At 65.3% G+C, this 16,596-nt stretch carries 16 protein-coding genes; 2 read left to right on the forward strand and 14 right to left on the reverse strand.

The genetic code is table 11. The features are described from left to right. Position 1: 1 nt before the first annotated feature. From ACP150_RS13320 to ACP150_RS13335, 4 genes are all read right to left on the reverse strand, one after another. Positions 2-643: an NAD(P)-dependent oxidoreductase gene (locus tag ACP150_RS13320; RefSeq protein WP_424967144.1), complete on the reverse strand. Its 642-nt coding sequence runs from the start codon at positions 641-643 to the stop codon at positions 2-4. Positions 644-846: 203 nt separating this feature from the next. Beyond that, a complete protein-coding gene (locus tag ACP150_RS13325; RefSeq protein ID WP_424967145.1) occupies positions 847-1,953 on the reverse strand; it encodes a site-specific DNA-methyltransferase in 1,107 nt (368 codons plus the stop codon). A 91-nt stretch (positions 1,954-2,044) separates the two neighbouring features. After that, positions 2,045-2,665: a ribonuclease HII gene (locus ACP150_RS13330; RefSeq protein WP_424967146.1), complete on the reverse strand. Its 621-nt coding sequence runs from the start codon at positions 2,663-2,665 to the stop codon at positions 2,045-2,047. A gap of 71 nt (positions 2,666-2,736) precedes the next feature. Then, positions 2,737-3,249 (reverse strand): hypothetical protein, encoded by a 513-nt coding sequence (locus ACP150_RS13335; RefSeq protein ID WP_424967147.1) that lies wholly within the window; start codon positions 3,247-3,249, stop codon positions 2,737-2,739. Between the two features lie 133 nt (positions 3,250-3,382). Between ACP150_RS13335 and ACP150_RS13340 the strand changes: the two genes are divergently transcribed. Both ACP150_RS13340 and ACP150_RS13345 read left to right on the forward strand, forming a co-directional pair. After that, a complete protein-coding gene (locus tag ACP150_RS13340; protein ID WP_424967148.1) occupies positions 3,383-3,679 on the forward strand; it encodes a hypothetical protein in 297 nt (98 codons plus the stop codon). Next, positions 3,651-4,355 carry a winged helix-turn-helix domain-containing protein gene (locus ACP150_RS13345; RefSeq protein WP_424967149.1) on the forward strand — a complete coding sequence of 235 codons (705 nt, stop codon included), beginning with the start codon at positions 3,651-3,653 and terminating at the stop codon, positions 4,353-4,355. Before ACP150_RS13340 ends, ACP150_RS13345 begins: the two co-directional genes overlap by 29 nt. A 569-nt stretch (positions 4,356-4,924) precedes the next feature. Here the strand turns inward: ACP150_RS13345 and typA are convergent. From typA to dapE, 10 genes are all read right to left on the reverse strand, one after another. Continuing rightward, complete coding sequence (gene typA / locus ACP150_RS13350) at positions 4,925-6,742, reverse strand: translational GTPase TypA (RefSeq protein ID WP_424967150.1); 1,818 nt, start codon at positions 6,740-6,742, stop codon at positions 4,925-4,927. 152 nt (positions 6,743-6,894) lie between these two features. After that, complete coding sequence (locus ACP150_RS13355) at positions 6,895-7,215, reverse strand: hypothetical protein (protein ID WP_424967151.1); 321 nt, start codon at positions 7,213-7,215, stop codon at positions 6,895-6,897. A gap of 114 nt (positions 7,216-7,329) precedes the next feature. Further along, a complete protein-coding gene (locus ACP150_RS13360) occupies positions 7,330-7,800 on the reverse strand; it encodes a DM13 domain-containing protein (protein WP_424967152.1) in 471 nt (156 codons plus the stop codon). 10 nt (positions 7,801-7,810) lie between these two features. Then, positions 7,811-9,031, reverse strand: coding sequence for a lytic murein transglycosylase (locus ACP150_RS13365; RefSeq protein WP_424967227.1), 1,221 nt, complete (start codon positions 9,029-9,031; stop codon positions 7,811-7,813). A gap of 117 nt (positions 9,032-9,148) precedes the next feature. Beyond that, positions 9,149-11,404 carry a ribonuclease R gene (gene rnr / locus ACP150_RS13370; RefSeq protein WP_424967153.1) on the reverse strand — a complete coding sequence of 752 codons (2,256 nt, stop codon included), beginning with the start codon at positions 11,402-11,404 and terminating at the stop codon, positions 9,149-9,151. Positions 11,405-11,650: 246 nt separating this feature from the next. Beyond that, positions 11,651-12,994 carry an ATP-binding protein gene (locus ACP150_RS13375; protein WP_424967154.1) on the reverse strand — a complete coding sequence of 448 codons (1,344 nt, stop codon included), beginning with the start codon at positions 12,992-12,994 and terminating at the stop codon, positions 11,651-11,653. A gap of 372 nt (positions 12,995-13,366) precedes the next feature. Then, positions 13,367-14,083 carry a VPLPA-CTERM sorting domain-containing protein gene (locus tag ACP150_RS13380; protein WP_424967155.1) on the reverse strand — a complete coding sequence of 239 codons (717 nt, stop codon included), beginning with the start codon at positions 14,081-14,083 and terminating at the stop codon, positions 13,367-13,369. Positions 14,084-14,408: 325 nt separating this feature from the next. After that, positions 14,409-14,981 (reverse strand): TIGR04282 family arsenosugar biosynthesis glycosyltransferase, encoded by a 573-nt coding sequence (locus ACP150_RS13385; protein WP_424967156.1) that lies wholly within the window; start codon positions 14,979-14,981, stop codon positions 14,409-14,411. Between the two features lie 29 nt (positions 14,982-15,010). Then, positions 15,011-15,442 carry a GNAT family N-acetyltransferase gene (locus ACP150_RS13390; protein ID WP_424967157.1) on the reverse strand — a complete coding sequence of 144 codons (432 nt, stop codon included), beginning with the start codon at positions 15,440-15,442 and terminating at the stop codon, positions 15,011-15,013. Continuing rightward, positions 15,439-16,596, reverse strand: coding sequence for a succinyl-diaminopimelate desuccinylase (gene dapE / locus ACP150_RS13395; protein WP_424967158.1), 1,158 nt, complete (start codon positions 16,594-16,596; stop codon positions 15,439-15,441). The genes ACP150_RS13390 and dapE overlap by 4 nt, the downstream gene beginning before the upstream one ends.

The following is a 16,596-nucleotide window of genomic DNA, read 5'->3' on the forward strand; positions in this document are numbered from 1 at the left end:
CCTAGCGCACCAGCACCGGGGCCGCGTGAATATGGGAGCCCTCCTCCCAGGCGGTGACGATGAAATCGGCCACATCCGCGCGCGAGATGATCCCATTGCGCCAGTCGGACGGCTCCGTCAGCACCCGGTAGACCCCAGTGCGGCGGTTGTTCGACAGGATCCCCGGACGCACGATGGTCCAGTCGAGGCCAGAGGCCTTGATCATGTCCTCCTGCACCGCCTTGTCGGCATAGGCGCGGCCCAGAATGGCGCTGTGCCCCATGCGCTCCAGCGTGCTCATGGCGGCGTTGCTCTCGCCCGCACCGAAGCCCGTGACCACCAGCAGACGCTTGATCCCCGCCGCCTCCATGGCCGGGATCAGCACGGCGGTCGCATCGGAAAACACCGTCGTGGGCCGTGCCAGCGCGGGAATGGATTTCGGAATGCCGAGGGCCGAGACCACCGCGTCGCACCCCTCCAGCGCCTGCGCCACCGCCGCCGGGTCCAGCGCGTCCCCCGCGACCAGCTCCAGCTCGGGATGGTCGTGCTTGATACCCTCCGGGTGCCGGGCAAAGGCCCGCACGCTGTGCCCCTGTTCCAGAGCGCGCAGGACAACCTCGCGCCCGATCCCCTTGCTGCCACCGATCACCAGTAATTTCGCCATACCGCACCTCCGTTTCTTCTCAGATAGGGTGCTGGGCGCGAAATGAACCCCCGGCGGCGGCCAATTGCGCATGGGCGCGCCCGGCGCGGCAGGACAGCGGGATATCAGACGAAAAAAGACCCTGCCTGAGGGTCAGGCAGGGTCGAGGTGCGTGCCGGGCTGCAGGCCGCAGGCACGGGCGGTAACTTGGTGTTCGTGATCTCTTAGTTGGCGCGCATTTCCTTGCGGATTTGCTGGCGGAGCAAGTCGATGGGCACATCCTTGCCCTCACGCCGGAAGTGCCAATAGGTCCAGCCATTGCAGGAGGGCGCATGTTCCAATGCCGCGCCGACCTGATGGATTGACCCGGTGACCTGATCCGCGACCAGCGTTCCGTCGGCCCGCACCTTGGCGGATTTGCCCCCCGGAGAGGTCAGCACCTCGCCCGGGCGGAGCATGCCGCGCTCGACCAGCTGGCCGAAGGGCACGCGCGGCTCGGCGCGCTTGGATTGGCTGACGGCGAGGCTTTCGCGATCGTAGCGGCGGACATCCTTCAGACGCTTCTCGGCCACCTTGCGATAGGCCTCCTCGCGCTCGATCCCGACGAAATCCCGGCCGAGTTTCTTGGCCACGGCACCGGTCGTCCCGGTCCCGAAGAACGGGTCGAGCACCACATCGCCCGGATTGGTCGTGGCCACGATCACCCGGTGCAGCAGGCTCTCGGGCTTCTGGGTCGGATGGGCCTTGTCGCCCGCCTCGTCCTTCAGACGCTCATGGCCGGTGCAGATCGGCAGCACCCAGTCCGAGCGCATCTGGATGCCCTCGTTGAGCTGCTTGAGCGCCTCGTAATTGAAGGTGTATTTCGCGCCCTCGGATTTGCTGGCCCAGATCAGGGTCTCATGGGCATTGGTCAGCCGCTTGCCGCGGAAATTCGGCATCGGGTTCGACTTGCGCCAGACCACATCGTTCAGGATCCAGTAGCCGGTGTTCTGAAGCGCCGCGCCCACCCGAAAGATGTTGTGATAGGAGCCGATCACCCAGATCGCCCCGTTGGGCTTGAGCAGGCGGCGCGCCGCCGCGAGCCACTCGGCGCTGAACTTGTCATAGGTGGCAAAGCTCGCGAACTGGTCCCAGGCATCATCCACCGCATCGACCTTGGAGTTGTCCGGTCGGTGAAGATCGCCCCGCAACTGCAGGTTATAAGGAGGATCGGCAAAGATCAGGTCCACCGATGCCTCCGGCAGGGCGTTCATCACCTCGATGCAATCACCCGCGAGAATTTCATTCCGGGGAAGCGTCGCCGCCTCCGGTATTTTCGTCTTGATTGTCATATCTGCCTCGTCCGCGCTTTGCGCTGTTGTTGCGTCAAAGATGAGTCAAACGTGATTCGCGGTCAAATTCTTTTTTGAATCAAGAGGTTAGTTATTTTTCTTGATACAAGATATTGTGGACGGGGCGGAAACTGCGTCTATGATGTGGGCTGACCCCAAGATCTAGAAGCGCTGTGCGATGCATTTTTGTCGGGTATCCAGCGTTGGTTTCCCAGCCATAGCCGGGATAGAGGCCCGCGAGCCGGGTCATCTCCGCATCCCGTGCCACTTTGGCAACAATCGAGGCCGCGGCGATCGAGAGCGATTTGGTGTCACCCTTGATGATCGCATGGGCCGCGCAGGGCAGATCGTCGGGACGGTCGCGCCCGTCGATCAGAGCCATATCCGGCGGCGCGGGCAGGTCCGCCAGCGCCCGGAGCATCGCGAGATGGGCGGCGCGGCGGATGTTGATCCGGTCGATCTCGTCCACCTCCGCCACGCCCAACCCGACCTGAGCCACCGCGCGCAGCTGCTCGGCGAGGGCTTCACGTCGCTTGGCGGTCACCTGCTTGGAATCGTTGAGCCCTTCGGGGATGTTGTCAGGGTCCAGCACCACCGCGGCGGCCATGACCGGACCGGCAAGCGGGCCGCGCCCGACCTCATCCACCCCGGCGATCCGGGTGTAGCCTCGGGCGGCGAGATCGGTCTCGAACTGAAAATGGGGGCGGCTCATGGGCGGAGACTGGCCCGGGCGCGCCGGGGCCTCAAGGGCAAAGCGCGCGCCGGGCAGGTCTGGGGCCTGTCTCAGGCGTTGTCGACCTGGCCATGCTTGCGCAGGCAGGGGCGGCTGAAATACTGGCGCCAGCGACCATCCACCCAGCGCTGCCGCAGGCAGCTCTGCGGCACCTCCACCGCGACATTGCGGCGGTCCAGGCAGGCCTGGCTATAGAAATTGACCCAGCCCCGCTCGGTGTTCAGCCGCCGCTTGCACTGAACCCGCAGCCTGGGGAGCGAGACATTGGGCGTCTTGCTGTGGCTGTGGGCCCCGGAGCCGCTATGGCTGTGGTGACCATGACTGCCATGGTGGTGCCAATAGGTCTGGCTGGGGGATTTGGCGCTTTTGCGGGCGGCTTTCTTGCGATCCTTGTCGTCCTGGCGGTCATTATAGATCTTGGCCACCACGCCGAGGGCCGCCGCCCCGAAGAGCAGCTTGCCTAAGGTGTCTGAATCCATGGCGCGGGCCGGAGAGGCCGTCGCGGTCAGGCTGGTCAGGGCGATCATGCCGCTCAGGATGGCGGCGGTCAGGGTTTTGAACATCGGAAACTCCTCTGGTCCGTGGATGCCCCCAGCGTGGATGCGGACCAAAGACACGCTCAATATCAGGGCCCTGCTATCGCGTGCGCGGCCTACGCTATTGAATATCCCCGGCGCTCTGGTCACTCTCGACAATATGAAACCTGCGTCTCGTCTTCTTTTGATCTGCTGTTGGCTTGCCCTGAGCGCCGGGCCGCTTCAGGCCGCGTGCTATGCGGATTACAAGGCCAAGCAGGACGACCCCCTGCGTCTGCATTACGGGGTGATCGCCCTGAGCGACGACGCCTGTGCCCGCCCCGCCACCGCCAAACGCGAGGCCGAGGCGCGGATCGCCGCCGGGGGCTGGTCGCTGTTGAACATCCTGTCGACCTTCTCGGATGAGGGTCTTGCTGAACGGAAGAAGAATGCCGGACCCTACTACCTCCGCTTCTAGGACCCTGCGCACGGGCAACCGTGTGGTGCTCGCCGGGATCGGTGCGATCGTGACCATCCTGCTGATCGCGGCGGTGGTGCTGTTCCGCAGCCTGCCCGATGCCAATGCCTTCAACGCGCGGGTCGAGCGGATCTTTGTCGAGAATGACGCCCTGACCACCGGGGACCAGATCAAGCTGCTGGAGATCATCGCCCAGAGCGGCACGGCGTTTTCCGATGTGCTGGCCTCGTACCGGGTGGTGATCTTCGTGCTGCTGGTGTTTTCCACGGCACTTCTGGTGGCGGCATTGCTGTGTCTGGTGGCGCTGGTCACGGTGAACCGGCGGGTGTCGGAGATCGACAAGAAGGGGATCCAGGTCTCGTCGCTGCTGATCAGCCGGGAAGAGCAAATCGTGGTGCTGAACGACATGGAGTTCAAGCTGACCGAGGCCGCGATGGAGACCCTGTCGGTGCTGGCCGAGGCGCGGATGGACGGAGATATCCTGTCGGGCGCTGCCATCGAAGGGATGATCCAAGGCCGCGATTCAGCCGATTGCGACGAGTCCGCCGGGGCGACGCGGATCAAGCGGCTGCGGGATGCCCTGGGCAACCAGATGGTGAGCGAGCTGTTGATCCGGAACATCTCGCGCAAGGGCTATCTGCTGAGCGTGGACAAAGCCTCTATCAAGATGATCTAGGGCCCTGGGCGGCAGCTTTGGCGCAGCCTTCGCATGCGCCCCCCATGGAGCAAGCGGAGCCATGACAGCCGTCTGGAGGCGCGGATCGTGCCGCCAGCCCGCAGTCTGGGAAAGCCGCCTGACAGGTGAGGCGACCGTAGTTTTGCCAAGCCGGGGGGCTCGGGGCGCTCCCGCCCCCGACCCGCGCCCCCATTCGGGGGCTTGTCCGGCGTTGGGCCCGGCCGCCGCTGCGCGGCGGCGGCTGCACCTGACCTTCTCCGCCCCGGCAAACCTTCCCCGCGGAGAAGATTTTCGTTGCGTTTTCAGATGATTAGCGCACGGCGCCTTCACACTCCGTCAAGATTCACCGCCTGAACGCGCCCCCCCGATGCCCTGACGGGTCCGCGCCACAGGTCTGCTACATGGGGCTCTGCCCCTGATGCTGACAGGGGGCTGGGCCTCTTGCTGGCGCGTCGCCGCCGCATTGCGTGACCCACGGCACGGCGGCCTCGTCCGGCTGAAACGCAAAAAGGCGCGCGGATCACTCCGCGCGCCTGTCTCATTGGGTCAGACCGGGTGCAGGCCCGGGGTCAGCCCGCGCGCGCCTGCCGCTTGCGCTCATGGGGGTCGAGATAGCGCTTGCGCAGGCGGATCGCGTTCGGCGTCACCTCCACCAGCTCGTCATCATCGATATAGGCAATCGCCTCTTCGAGGCTCAGGGTGATCGGGGTCGTCAGGCGCACGGCCTCGTCTGTTCCCGAGGCCCGCACATTGGTGAGCTTCTTGCCCTTGAGCGGGTTCACCTCAAGGTCGTTCTCGCGGCTGTGCTCGCCAATGACCATGCCGGTATAGACCGCTTCCTGCGCGCCGATGAACATCTTGCCCCGATCCTCGAGGTTCCACAGGGCATAGGCGACCGAGGTGCCGTTCTCCATCGAGATCAGCACGCCCGCGCGACGGCCCGGGATCGGGCCCTTGAACGGGGCCCATTCATGGAACACGCGGTTCAGCACGCCGGTGCCGCGCGTATCGGTGAGGAACTCGCCGTGATAGCCGATCAGGCCGCGCGACGGCACATGAGCCACGATGCGGGTCTTGCCTGCGCCTGCCGGTTTCATCTCGACCAGTTCGCCCTTGCGGGATCCGGTGATCTTTTCGATCACGGCGCCGGAATACTCGTCATCCACATCGATGGTGGCTTCCTCGATCGGCTCCATTTTCACGCCGTCGATCTCGCGGAAGAGCACTTGCGGACGCGAGATGCTGAGCTCGAACCCTTCGCGGCGCATGTTCTCGATTAGAACGCCCATCTGCAATTCGCCGCGGCCTGCGACCTCGAAGGCCTCGCCGCCGGGCGTGTCGGAGATCTTGATCGCGACGTTCGATTCGGCCTCTTTCATCAGCCGGTCCCGGATGACGCGGGACTGCACCTTCTTGCCGTCGCGCCCTGCGAGCGGGCTGTCATTGATCCCGAAGGTGACGGTGATCGTGGGCGGATCGATGGGCTGCGCGTCGAGGGGCTCGTCCACGGCCAAGGCACAGATCGTGTCGGCCACGGTCGCCTTGGACATGCCCGCGATGGAGACGATGTCGCCGGCCTGGGCCTCGTCGATGTCCTGCTGGCCGAGACCGCGGAAGGCGCGGATCTTGGTGACGCGGAATTGCTCGATCTTCTGGCCGATGCGGCTGAGGGCCTGCACGGTCGCGCCGACCTTGAGCGTGCCGGATTCCACGCGGCCCGTCAGGATGCGGCCCACGAAGGGGTCGGATCCGAGGGTCGTGGCGAGCATCCGGAAATCCTCATCCTGCCGGGCGATCTGCTTGGGCTTGGGCACATGGTGCACCACCAGGTCGAACAGCGCCGCAAGGTCCTTGCGCGGCCCGTCAAGCTCGGAATCGGCCCAGCCGGAGCGTCCGGAGGCATAAAGATGCGGGAAATCGAGCTGATCATCGGTTGCGTCGAGATTGGCGAAGAGGTCGAAACACTCGTCCAGCGCCCGGTCCGGCTCGGCGTCGGGCTTGTCGACCTTGTTCAGCACCACGATCGGGCGCAGGCCCAGCGCCAGCGCCTTGGAGGTCACGAACTTGGTCTGAGGCATCGGCCCCTCGGCTGCATCCACCAGCAGGACAACCCCGTCGACCATGGACAGGATCCGCTCCACCTCGCCGCCGAAATCCGCGTGGCCCGGCGTGTCGACGATGTTGATCCGCGTGCCCTTCCACTCGACCGAAGTGGCCTTGGCGAGGATGGTGATCCCGCGCTCCCGCTCGAGATCGTTGCTGTCCATGGCGCGCTCGGTCGTCGCCTGATTGTCGCGGAAGGTGCCCGACTGCTTGAGGAGTTCATCCACCAGCGTCGTCTTGCCGTGGTCCACGTGTGCGATGATCGCAATGTTGCGAAGGTCCATGGGAGGTGCCTTTGGAAGAGGGAGTTGCGCGCGGACTAACGGGAACAGCCGCCGAAATCCAGCGCTTTCTCTGCGCCGCGGCGCTGGGGCGCGGGGGCTTGTGCCCGAGCGCCCCGGGGGCGGCTCCGCCGCGCAGGGGGCGGGCGAAGCCTTCAGCGCTGCTGGGCGCAGGCCATGGCGATGTCGAACCGGTCCCCGGATCCGCCCCGGCGTTCATAGAGCGCGCGGGCCTCGGCCATGTCGCCCTTGGCGTCGAAGAAGGCCTGTAGCGCCAGCAAGGCGAAATCTTCGGGATGGGCGTTCAGGCTGTCGGTGAACCAGCTGCTGACCGCGCCGGTCTTGCGATACTCATCGACATAGCCGGGCAGCCATTTGTAGCCCTCGGGCGCATTGGCCGGGCAAGAGGCGGCCAGCGCCGTACTGGAAAGTGCCGCGCAAAGCAGCAGCGCCGCGAGGGCAGTGGTAAGGGGCATGAGCGATCCAATCATCCGGGGGCGGTCCCTCTCTACCAGAAAACCGGTCGCGCAGACCAGCCGCCGGTGCCGCGCGCGCCGCTGGATCACCGCCCCAAGAGCCCGCGCGCCCGTCTAGCGGTACTGAGCTGCGGTGATGAACTCCGAAAACGCCTCGCACCAGATCACCACGGTCGTATAGGCCGTCAGATCCACGCCCGCGGGCACGTCCAGGATGAACCCGTCAAAGCTTTTGACATCCCCCACCTGCAGCGCACTGGCCTTGAGCGGCTCGAACTCGTCCTCATGCTCTACGAACTCGGAGACGAGGTAGAGCTTGTAATCCGGTCCCGGGGCCAGCGCGCCCTGATGCACGATCTGGGTTGGGGTCAGGCTGATCTCGCCCTCGCCCCAGTGGAGCCGGTCGCTCCCCCGCAGCTCCCGGGTCAGCACGGCCGAGAACATCGCGTCCTCGGCGCTCGCCTCCAGCACGGCGGCATCCGGCGAGGGCGGCGCGGTCAGGATCGGCAAAAAGTAGATCCCGGCGGCAAAGCCGACGGCCAATGCGCCGCCATGGGTGATGAGTAGCAGTAGCAGTTTGCCCATAAAGGCCCCCTCAGCGCAGCCGTTTCAGCATGTCGAGCGAGGCATAGCCGTCGGGCTGCAATCCCCGGCTCGCCTGATAGCGGCGCACCGCATCGATGGTATTGGGCCCGATGATCCCGTCGATCTTGCCCGTGTCGAACCCGGCCCGGGTCAGCAGGCGCTGCATCTCCTTTTTCTCCGACAGCGACAAGCCCCGATCGCCGCGCGGCCAGCTCGCCTGTATCGGCGCCCCCCCGGCAATCCGGTCGCTCAGATGCCCCACGGCGATGACGTAGGCATCGGCGGTGTTGTAGCGCTCGATCACGTGGAAATTGTCGAAGATCATGAAGGCCGCCCCCCGCGCGCCTGCTGGCAGCAGGATCGAGGCCTTGCCATGGTTCGGCACCTGCGCGCCGGTCATGTCGCGCACGCCCATGCGAGCCCAGTCGCGGGGGCTGCGCTTAATCTTTTCGCCGGTCTGGCTGAAATCGAACCCCTGCGGCAGGCGCACCTCGACCCCCCAGGGCTGCCCCTTGGTCCAGCCGAACCGCTTGAGATAGGCCGCCGTGGAGGCCAGCGCATCCGTGGGATCATCTCCCCAGATGTCGCGCCGTCCATCCCCGGTGAAGTCCACCGCATAGTCGAGATAGCTCGTGGGGATGAACTGCGTATGCCCCATCGCCCCGGCCCAGGACCCGGTCATGCGCCCGGGCGTAATGTCACCCGCCTGCAGGATCTTGAGCGCCGCGATCAGCTGCGCCTCGAAAAACGCGCCGCGCCGCCCGTCATAGGCCAGCGTGGCCAACGCGCTGACCATGGGCGTGCTCCCGCGCACGGCGCCATAGGCGCTTTCCAGCCCCCAGATCGCCGTGACCACCTCGGCCTCGACGCCGTAGCGGGCCTCGATCTCCGACAGGGTGCGCCGGTGGGTGGCAAAGGCGCTGCGACCGTTGCGCACCCGCGCCTCCGAGACGGCGGTGTCGAGATACTCCCAAAGCTGCTTGGAAAACTCCGCCTGGTTGCGGTCGCGCCGGATGACCTGTGGCATGTATTCGACCCGGGCAAAGGCCCTCTGAAAGGTCGCCGCCGTGATCCCTTGGGACAGGGCCCGGCCCCGGAAGCCGCTGATCCAGTTCTCGAACCTTGCGGGCAGGGCCACGGTCTGCGCGAGGCTGACCGGACGGGCATCGGGAAAGGGCGATTGCGCCATGGGCGCCGCCCCGGTGGAGACAGGTAGAAAGGCCAGTGCCATGGCCGCGACTGCTGCTCGGATCATTGGATCTGCTCATCCCTGTTGTTTTGCCCTTAAGGTACCCCGAAAAGGGGTTTCGGCAAAGAGGGACGGTCGGATCCCGCGCATCGCGCGCGGTCACATCCGCTTGCGCTTGAGCTTCTTCTTGAGTTTCGCGGATTTGGCCTTCTTGGCGGCGATCTTGCGCCGGACCGGGCGGGACTTGCCGCGCCGCCGCCCGCCGGGCAGGGCCTCGTCCTCGACCGCCAGAAGTTCCAGCCCGATGCCGCCGGTCACCGGCACAGCCTCGGCCAGCCGGACGGTCACGCGCTGGCCCATGGCCAGCCGGAACCCGGTCTCGGACCCCACCAGCGCTTGGGCCTCTGCATCGAAATGGAAGAACTCCGCACCGATGGACCGGATCGGGATGAGCCCGTCCGCGCCGGTCTCGTCGAGCCGGGCAAAGGCCCCGAACCGCGCCACGCCCGAGATCCGCGCCGAGAACTCGTTGCCCACCCGGTCCGCCAGATAGGCGGCAAGGTAGCGGTCGATCGTGTCGCGCTCGGCCGCCATGGAGCGGCGCTCGCTCTCGGAGATGATCTTGGCGGTCTCGTCCAGCCGCTCGATCTCGACCGCGTCGAGCCCATCCGTGCCAAAGCCATGGGCGGTGATCAGCGCCCGGTGCACGATCAGATCCGCATAGCGCCGGATCGGCGAGGTGAAATGCGCGTAATCGCTGAGGGCAAGGCCGAAATGCCCGAAATTCTCGGGGCTGTAATAGGCCTGGGTCATGGAGCGCAGGGTCGAGATGTTGATCAGCTCGGCGTCGTCGGTGCTCTCGGCCTGGGCCAGCAGCCGGTTCAGATCCGCCGTGCGCAGCACCCGCCCCTTGGCGAGGCTGAGCCCCGCCGCCTGCACCGTCTCGCGCAGGGCGTCGAGCTTGGTCTCGGCGGGCTCCTCATGGACCCGGTAGAGCAGCGGCGTGCGTTTCTTGGCCAGCGTTTCGGCGGCGGCCACATTGGCCAGCACCATGAATTCCTCGATCAACCGGTGCACATCGAGCCGGTCGCGGAAGGCTATGGAGGCCACCTCGCCATCGGCATTCAGCGCGATACTGCGCTCCGGCAGGTCAAGTTCCAGCGGCTGACGGCGGGCCCGGGCGGATTTCAGCGCCTCGTAGGCCGCAAAGAGCGGGCGCAGCACCGGTTCCAGCAGGGGCTCGGTTTTCGCGTTGGGCGTGCCATCCACCGCCGCCTGCACCTCGGCATAGGCCAGCGAGGCGCGCGAGCGCATGAGCCCGCGATGGAACTCTTGGCTCAGCTTGGTGCCCTCGGCATCGATAACCATGCGCACGGCCATGCAGGCGCGCTCCACATCCTCGTGCAGCGAGCACAGATCCCCCGAGAGCGTATCGGGCAGCATCGGCACCACCCGGTCCGGGAAATAGGTGGAGTTGCCGCGCTTGCGCGCCTCGCGGTCGAGTGCGCCGCCCGGGGCCACGGCCTGGGCCACATCGGCAATCGCCACCCAGAGGACGAAGCCCCCCGGATTGTCCGGATCCGCGTCGGGTGTGGCACAGACCGCATCATCCCGGTCCCGGGCATCGGGCGGGTCGATGGTCACGAGCGGCAGATCCCGGAGGTCGGTTCGGGCGCCAAGCTCGGGCGCGGTCACTGCCGCCGCCTCGGCGAGGGCCGCCTCGGGGAAATCATCGGGGATGCCATGCTGGTGGATCGCGATGAGCGAGACGGATTTCGCCCCCATCGGATCGCCCAGCACATCCGTCACCCGGGCCAGCGGCAGACCCATGCGGCCCTTGGGCCCGGCCTGCTCGGCCTCGACCAGATCGCCATCCTTCGCGCCGAGGATCCCGCCCGGGGCCACGCGCCACTCGCGATCCGCCCCCTTGTCGATGGGCACGATCCGCCCGCCCTCGGCGGTCTTGCGAAACACTCCGAGGATCTTGCGCGGCCCGGTCCCGATGCGACGGATCAGGCGCGCCTCATAGGTGTAATCCTCGGTCTCGACCTTGGTCAGCCGCGCGAGGATCCGGTCGCCCTGGGCCAAAGCCGGGTCGCCCTTGCGCGGAATGATCAGGCAGACCGGCTCGGGCCCCTCGCCCTGCCACTCCATCGGGCGGGCAAAGAGATCGCCATCGCCATCCGCATCCCCGACCTTGAGGACGGAGACCGGCGGCAGGCTCTCGGGGTCGCGGTAGCTGCGCTTGCGTTTTTCCAGATGACCCTCGGCCTCCAGCTCCCGCAGGAGCCGCTTGAGGTCGATCCGCGCCGCGCCCTTGATGCCAAAGGCGCGCGCAATCTCGCGCTTGTTCGCGCGGGCGGGGTTGTCCTCGATCCAGGCGAGGACTTCATCTTTGCTGGGAAAACGCTCCATCCGCCGCGCCTAGCACGGGTTGCCCGCCGGGTCGATAGAGGGCCGCAGATCGACCACGCCGCGCAGCGCCTTCTGCTCGAGCAGGGCCAAAGCGGACAAGCGACACAGCGCCCCTGAAGTCTCCTCCGGGCCATTCAACCCGTCCACGCGCCCCGCTACAAAACCATTGCTGCAGCGACTCCAAAGTCCGCTCTGAGCCTATAAAGACGGATGCTGCAGGCTGCATGAGTGGCGGCTTTGCAAATTTCAACCCCGTCGGGTCATGCGTTCCAATTCTTGTTCAACGACTTGTCGCGGCACTTCATAGAAGTCGAAAGTTTCGTATACAGGAGCAATGATCGCCTGGAGTACCTCCGGTAAGTTGTCATCAATCTGCCCAATAGTAACTGAACTGATACTCTCAGCAGTTTCTGCACGAGATCTGCGATCATGAGACATTGGGAAGCGGTTTCCGCTCATCGCTCTAAGTGCCCGGCCTTCCAATCCCGTCCACCGAACCTTTAAAGAAATACTGTCGATTTTTTCGTAATCCTCCGAAAGGCGACGAGCAAAGAGAAGTGCCTCTCCAACGCGCCAGATTGGCAGCACCAAATCGAAAGCTGTTCCAGGTTCGACTCTGTCAGGAACTCCATCTTCGTCGAAGCCCGAAACAGTATAAAGCAAACCGCTGGGTTCGATTCGCCAAAAATCCGAGTGGGCAGCGTCGTCCTCGAAATATCTATCCGCGCCTGGTCGGCCAATCCAAGCTTCGATTCCGCCATCAGACACATAGGGGGACATATCTTGCCGAGACATAACCAAGAACTTTGGCCATCCGGTCAGCTTGACCCGATGAGCATTGTCAATTCGCTGCCGCAGAGAGGGAATGCTTGGTGCGGTTTCCACGCCTTCAAAAGCGATGCCAATTTCATAGCGCCCAAGTGGCATTCTCGCAGGCGCGGTCGCAGGGAGACTTGCTCCGTTAAGCAACGCATCGTGGCGCTCTCGGGACGAGTCCATGAAACCTGTTAGCTGCTCGCGGAAGTCAGGCGTGGTCTCGATTTCCTCCACTCGACCTTCGACGATTGCTCTTATGGCATTAAGCATAGACGAGCGGCTGCGTTGCACACACCTATCCAGCAGCGTTCGCCATTCTTCCACGGTTCGCGGCTCCTCGCTGCGTGGTCCAGCCTGACGGACATAGACCCGTGCTTGACGCAAGACACCCTCGCAATCTCGAACTGCCATTACAGGAGTTGTGGCCGTTGACGGTACAACAATTACGGGGTGAGATACGCCAGTACGAGCGTTTTCGATGATTTCCATTCTGATGTGGAGTGCGGGGGCCGCAAACCGCTGAACGGCTCCATTGACAAGGTCTTGGGTTATTTCTCGGATCGTTTCAGGCCTTGGTATAGAGTGAAGTGTTTCGCCCACTTCCTCATATCCAATAACCACATACCCCCCATCAGAGTTGGCCAAAGCGATAACGGCCTTGGCCAGCGTTGCCTTTCCATGATTTGAGTTGAGATCGAGCCAAGTCTTATACTCGAAAGTAAGGTCCTCAATGGGATTTAACAGGGCTTCTTCGAGTTCGTCTCGTCGTGACAATTTTCTACATCTCTACAGGCGTTTGTTGCTCGAAAAATCTGAAATCGTTGTTACTTGACCCAGTCGCGGTAGCAGAATCTTTGTAGAAGAAATCTCAAGAGACGTCGATTGCTAAACCAAAAACAGACGTAGAGGTACCTTTAGTAAAGGTCGGCTTCGCTCGCTCAGCGGTCGATCCACGCGGGCCGGCTGAGGGCGGTGAGACTGCCAGATCCTCGTGGGCAACGCTCTGCATCCTAGCGGGATCACTTGGTGTGTTGACGGGTGGCAACGCGGCTCTCGGCGGCAAACGGTGGCGCGCATGGGATCGGCTCAGTTTCGCCCTTTGTGTCGCCGAGGGACCGGACTTCGCCTGCCCCTCGGCACGCCGGGTCAGCCGTTTTCTCGACGGCGGGCCACGGAGGCCATCCCGCCGAACGCCATCGCCAGCAGTGGCAGCGACGCCGGCAGCGGCACTGGCGCGATCGAGGTCCCGGTCTGCGTGGTGAAGCTGGTCGCCAGCGTGTGGTTGTCGGATTCGAAGTTCGGACCGGACAGAACCACTGTGTCGAACGGGGTGTCCGAGAACATGCTCAGGAACACGAAGGGTTCATGGGTGACCTTGCCCTGATAGCGGTCATTCGGGTTGCCGTAGTAGGCGGAGGAATTCGCCGCATTGGTGTCTAGAAACTCCAGCACATCATCGGTGTCGAAGACAAAGACGCTGACCCCGTCGCTGAGCAGCTCAACGCTGTTCCCGACGCTGCCTGCAGACCACCACAGGCCGAAATAGGTCGCCTCGTCATCGAGGGTCAGAGTGGTGCCCGGGCTCGACTGGGAAAACAGGTACTGGGTTTCATCCGCGCCGCCATACTGGTTCACGGGTTTGACGCGACCGGCGCTATAGGTGCCCAGATCGGACTGGTACTGGGTGAACGACCCGGTCCCGAGCGTGTCAAAGGTCTCGACCTTGGCGCCTGTTGCGCCGATCGCGTCGAGATCAACCTCCATGGCGCCGGGATCGCCGATCGTGACGGACACGGTCGCCGCCTGCGCGGCAATGGGGAGAGACAGCAGGAGTGCTGCGGAGCTCAGGGTCAGGATGTTCATAACGTCTTCCTCGCTGGGTAACCTACAAAAACGCGCCGGGCGCCCTTGGGACGATCGACAGGGGATCGTCAGCGGTTCCGGCGTTCACACAGGATCAATATCGCTCGGACCCGGGCCGCGCGACGCAGCATGGGGATAGCGCGTTATCCTTTGGGATAGGATGGATGGCCCATCAGAACGGGGCCGGGCCTGCGCGCTCCGGATCCCGTTCCCCGGGTCCGGGTCAGCGCGGAGGCCGGAGGGCGGCTCCCTGCCGGCCGCGCGTTACATTTGGGTCCAGGATAGGGTGCAAGTTGGAGCGAAGGAGCGTCCGGGACGCACCAACCTAGCCCGCAGGCACCTCGATCCGTGCGAGATCCGCGACCGTGTCCACATCCTGCAACTCGGCCACAAGCGCCACGCGGCAATCGCGCAGCCCGGCGCGCGTATCGGCGCGGGTGTGCTCGGTGGACCAGCGCACCCCGTCAAAGAGCCGCGCCGGAAGGGCGCGCCGTCCGGCCCAGCCGATCAACCAGTACCCCCCATCCGGCGCCGGGCCGAGCACCGCGTCGGCGCGCCCGAGGGCGGCAAAGGCCTCGGCGATGCGTGGCGCGGTGATGCCGGGAATATCCGCGCCGATCACCACCACGGGGCCCGGCCCGAAACTGTGCAGCGCGCGCCCCATCCGGTCGCCCAGATCGCCCCGCCCCTGAGGCCAGCGCGGCAGGTCGGCGGGCCAGACACGGCTCGCGAGCCCCTCGACATCGGGCGAGACCGCAAGCACCAGATCCCAGCGCGGATCGCGCAGGCGGCGCATGAGACGGCCCGCCTGATGGCGGAACCACCAGGCCGCAGTGGTCATGCCCAGATCCCGTCCGAGCCGGGTCTTCACGCGGCCCGGACGGGGCTCCTTGATCATCAGGACAAGGGTCGGGCGCGGGCGGTGCCTCACGGGATGGACCGCCGCATATGGCGGTGGGGCATCCCGCCATCCATGAATTCCCCGCCATATGCCGCGAACCCCAGGGCCTCGTAGAACGGTATGGCATGGAGCTGCGCGCCCAGCTTCGCCTCGGTCACCCCCGGCATGGCGCCCAGCGCGTCCAGCGCGGTCCTCATGAGGACCGCGCCATGGCCCGCCCCGCGATGGGCCGCCAATACACAGACCCGCTCGATCTTGCCAGTCTCGCCCAGGATCCGCAGGCGCATGGTTGCCACGGGCCGCGCCCCGTCCAGCACCAGCCAGTGGCGCGCGGCAGCATCCAGCCCGTCCCATTCCTCGTCCTCGGGGACATTCTGCTCTTCGATGAAGACGGCCCGGCGCAGGGCGCGGCACGCCTCGAGCTCCGCCTCCCCGGCGATCTCCCGCACGGTGATCATGCGAAGTAATCGGCCAGGATCCGGCCATAAATGGCCTTGAGCTGCGGGATCTGGGCCACCGCCACCCGTTCATCGACCTGATGCATGGATTGGCCCACAAGGCCGAACTCCACCACCGGGCAATGATGCTGCACGAAGCGCGCGTCGGAAGTCCCTCCGGAGGTGGAGAGCGCGGGCACCCGCCCGGTCTCGGCCTCCACCGCGCGGGAGACCATGTCCGACAAGCGGCCCGGCGCGGTGATGAAGCTCTCGCCCGAGACGGACACCCGGTCGGTGATCGTGATCCCGGTCTCCGCCGCCACCGCCGCCGCCTCGGCACGGATCATGGAAGTCAGGCTGGCCGAGCTGTGGGCGTCGTTGAACCGGATATTCACCGTCGCCCGGCAACTGGCCGGGATGACGTTATTGGCCGGATTGCCCGTATCGAAGGTCGTCACCGCAAGGGTCGAGGGATCGAAATGCGCCGTCCCCTGATCCAGCTCCAGCGCCGCGAGCCGATCCACAAGCCGCGCCAGCGCGGGCACGGGGTTCTTCGCGCGGTGCGGATAGGCAGAGTGGCCCTGCACGCCTTCGGCCTCGAAATAGAAGGTCATCGAACCACGCCGCCCGATCTTCATCATCTCGCCCATCTCCGTCGGGCAGGTCGGCTCGCCCACGAGGCAGAGATCCATCGCCTCGCCCTCGGCCTCCATCCAGTCGAGCAGCGCCACGGTCCCGTCCCTCGCATCCCCCTCTTCATCGCCGGTGATCGCGAGGATCACGGCACCGTCCGGGGGTGTCCGGGTCACGAAGTCGATGGCGGCGGCGGCAAAGCACGCCACGCCGGATTTCATGTCCACCGCGCCGCGGCCATACATCCAATCCCCGTTCCGTTCGGCCCCGAAAGGGTCAAACCGCCAATCGGCGCGCGCCCCGATGGGCACCACATCCGTGTGACCGTTGAACCCGAAACTGCGGGCATGCCCCTTCTCTCCCCAGCGGGCATAGAGGTTCGCGATCCCGCCGCGGTCCACCCGGGTACAGGCGAAGCCCGCCGCGGTCAGCCGCGCCTCCAGAAGGGTCAGCGCCCCGCCTTCCTCGGGCGTCACCGAGGGGCAGCGGATCAGCTCTGCCGTCAGGGCGACGGCGTCGGTTCCGGCAAGATCGTCCTTCAT

The organism is Dinoroseobacter sp. S375 (assembly GCF_049800775.1).
Lineage (GTDB): Bacteria > Pseudomonadota > Alphaproteobacteria > Rhodobacterales > Rhodobacteraceae > Dinoroseobacter.

Bases quoted from the DNA above. Each gene is read 5' to 3' on its own strand.
- ACP150_RS13320 (WP_424967144.1), bottom strand. From the start codon at position 643: ATGGCGAAATTACTGGTGATCGGTGGCAGCAAGGGGATCGGGCGCGAG.
- ACP150_RS13325 (WP_424967145.1), bottom strand. From the start codon at position 1,953: ATGACAATCAAGACGAAAATACCGGAGGCGGCGACGCTTCCCCGGAAT.
- ACP150_RS13330 (WP_424967146.1), bottom strand. From the start codon at position 2,665: ATGAGCCGCCCCCATTTTCAGTTCGAGACCGATCTCGCCGCCCGAGGC.
- ACP150_RS13335 (WP_424967147.1), bottom strand. From the start codon at position 3,249: ATGTTCAAAACCCTGACCGCCGCCATCCTGAGCGGCATGATCGCCCTG.
- ACP150_RS13340 (WP_424967148.1), top strand. From the start codon at position 3,383: ATGAAACCTGCGTCTCGTCTTCTTTTGATCTGCTGTTGGCTTGCCCTG.
- ACP150_RS13345 (WP_424967149.1), top strand. From the start codon at position 3,651: ATGCCGGACCCTACTACCTCCGCTTCTAGGACCCTGCGCACGGGCAAC.
- typA (WP_424967150.1), bottom strand. From the start codon at position 6,742: ATGGACCTTCGCAACATTGCGATCATCGCACACGTGGACCACGGCAAG.
- ACP150_RS13355 (WP_424967151.1), bottom strand. From the start codon at position 7,215: ATGCCCCTTACCACTGCCCTCGCGGCGCTGCTGCTTTGCGCGGCACTT.
- ACP150_RS13360 (WP_424967152.1), bottom strand. From the start codon at position 7,800: ATGGGCAAACTGCTACTGCTACTCATCACCCATGGCGGCGCATTGGCC.
- ACP150_RS13365 (WP_424967227.1), bottom strand. From the start codon at position 9,031: ATGGCACTGGCCTTTCTACCTGTCTCCACCGGGGCGGCGCCCATGGCG.
- rnr (WP_424967153.1), bottom strand. From the start codon at position 11,404: ATGGAGCGTTTTCCCAGCAAAGATGAAGTCCTCGCCTGGATCGAGGAC.
- ACP150_RS13380 (WP_424967155.1), bottom strand. From the start codon at position 14,083: ATGAACATCCTGACCCTGAGCTCCGCAGCACTCCTGCTGTCTCTCCCC.
- ACP150_RS13385 (WP_424967156.1), bottom strand. From the start codon at position 14,981: ATGATCAAGGAGCCCCGTCCGGGCCGCGTGAAGACCCGGCTCGGACGG.
- ACP150_RS13390 (WP_424967157.1), bottom strand. From the start codon at position 15,442: ATGATCACCGTGCGGGAGATCGCCGGGGAGGCGGAGCTCGAGGCGTGC.
- dapE (WP_424967158.1), bottom strand. From the start codon at position 16,596: ATGAAGGACGATCTTGCCGGAACCGACGCCGTCGCCCTGACGGCAGAG.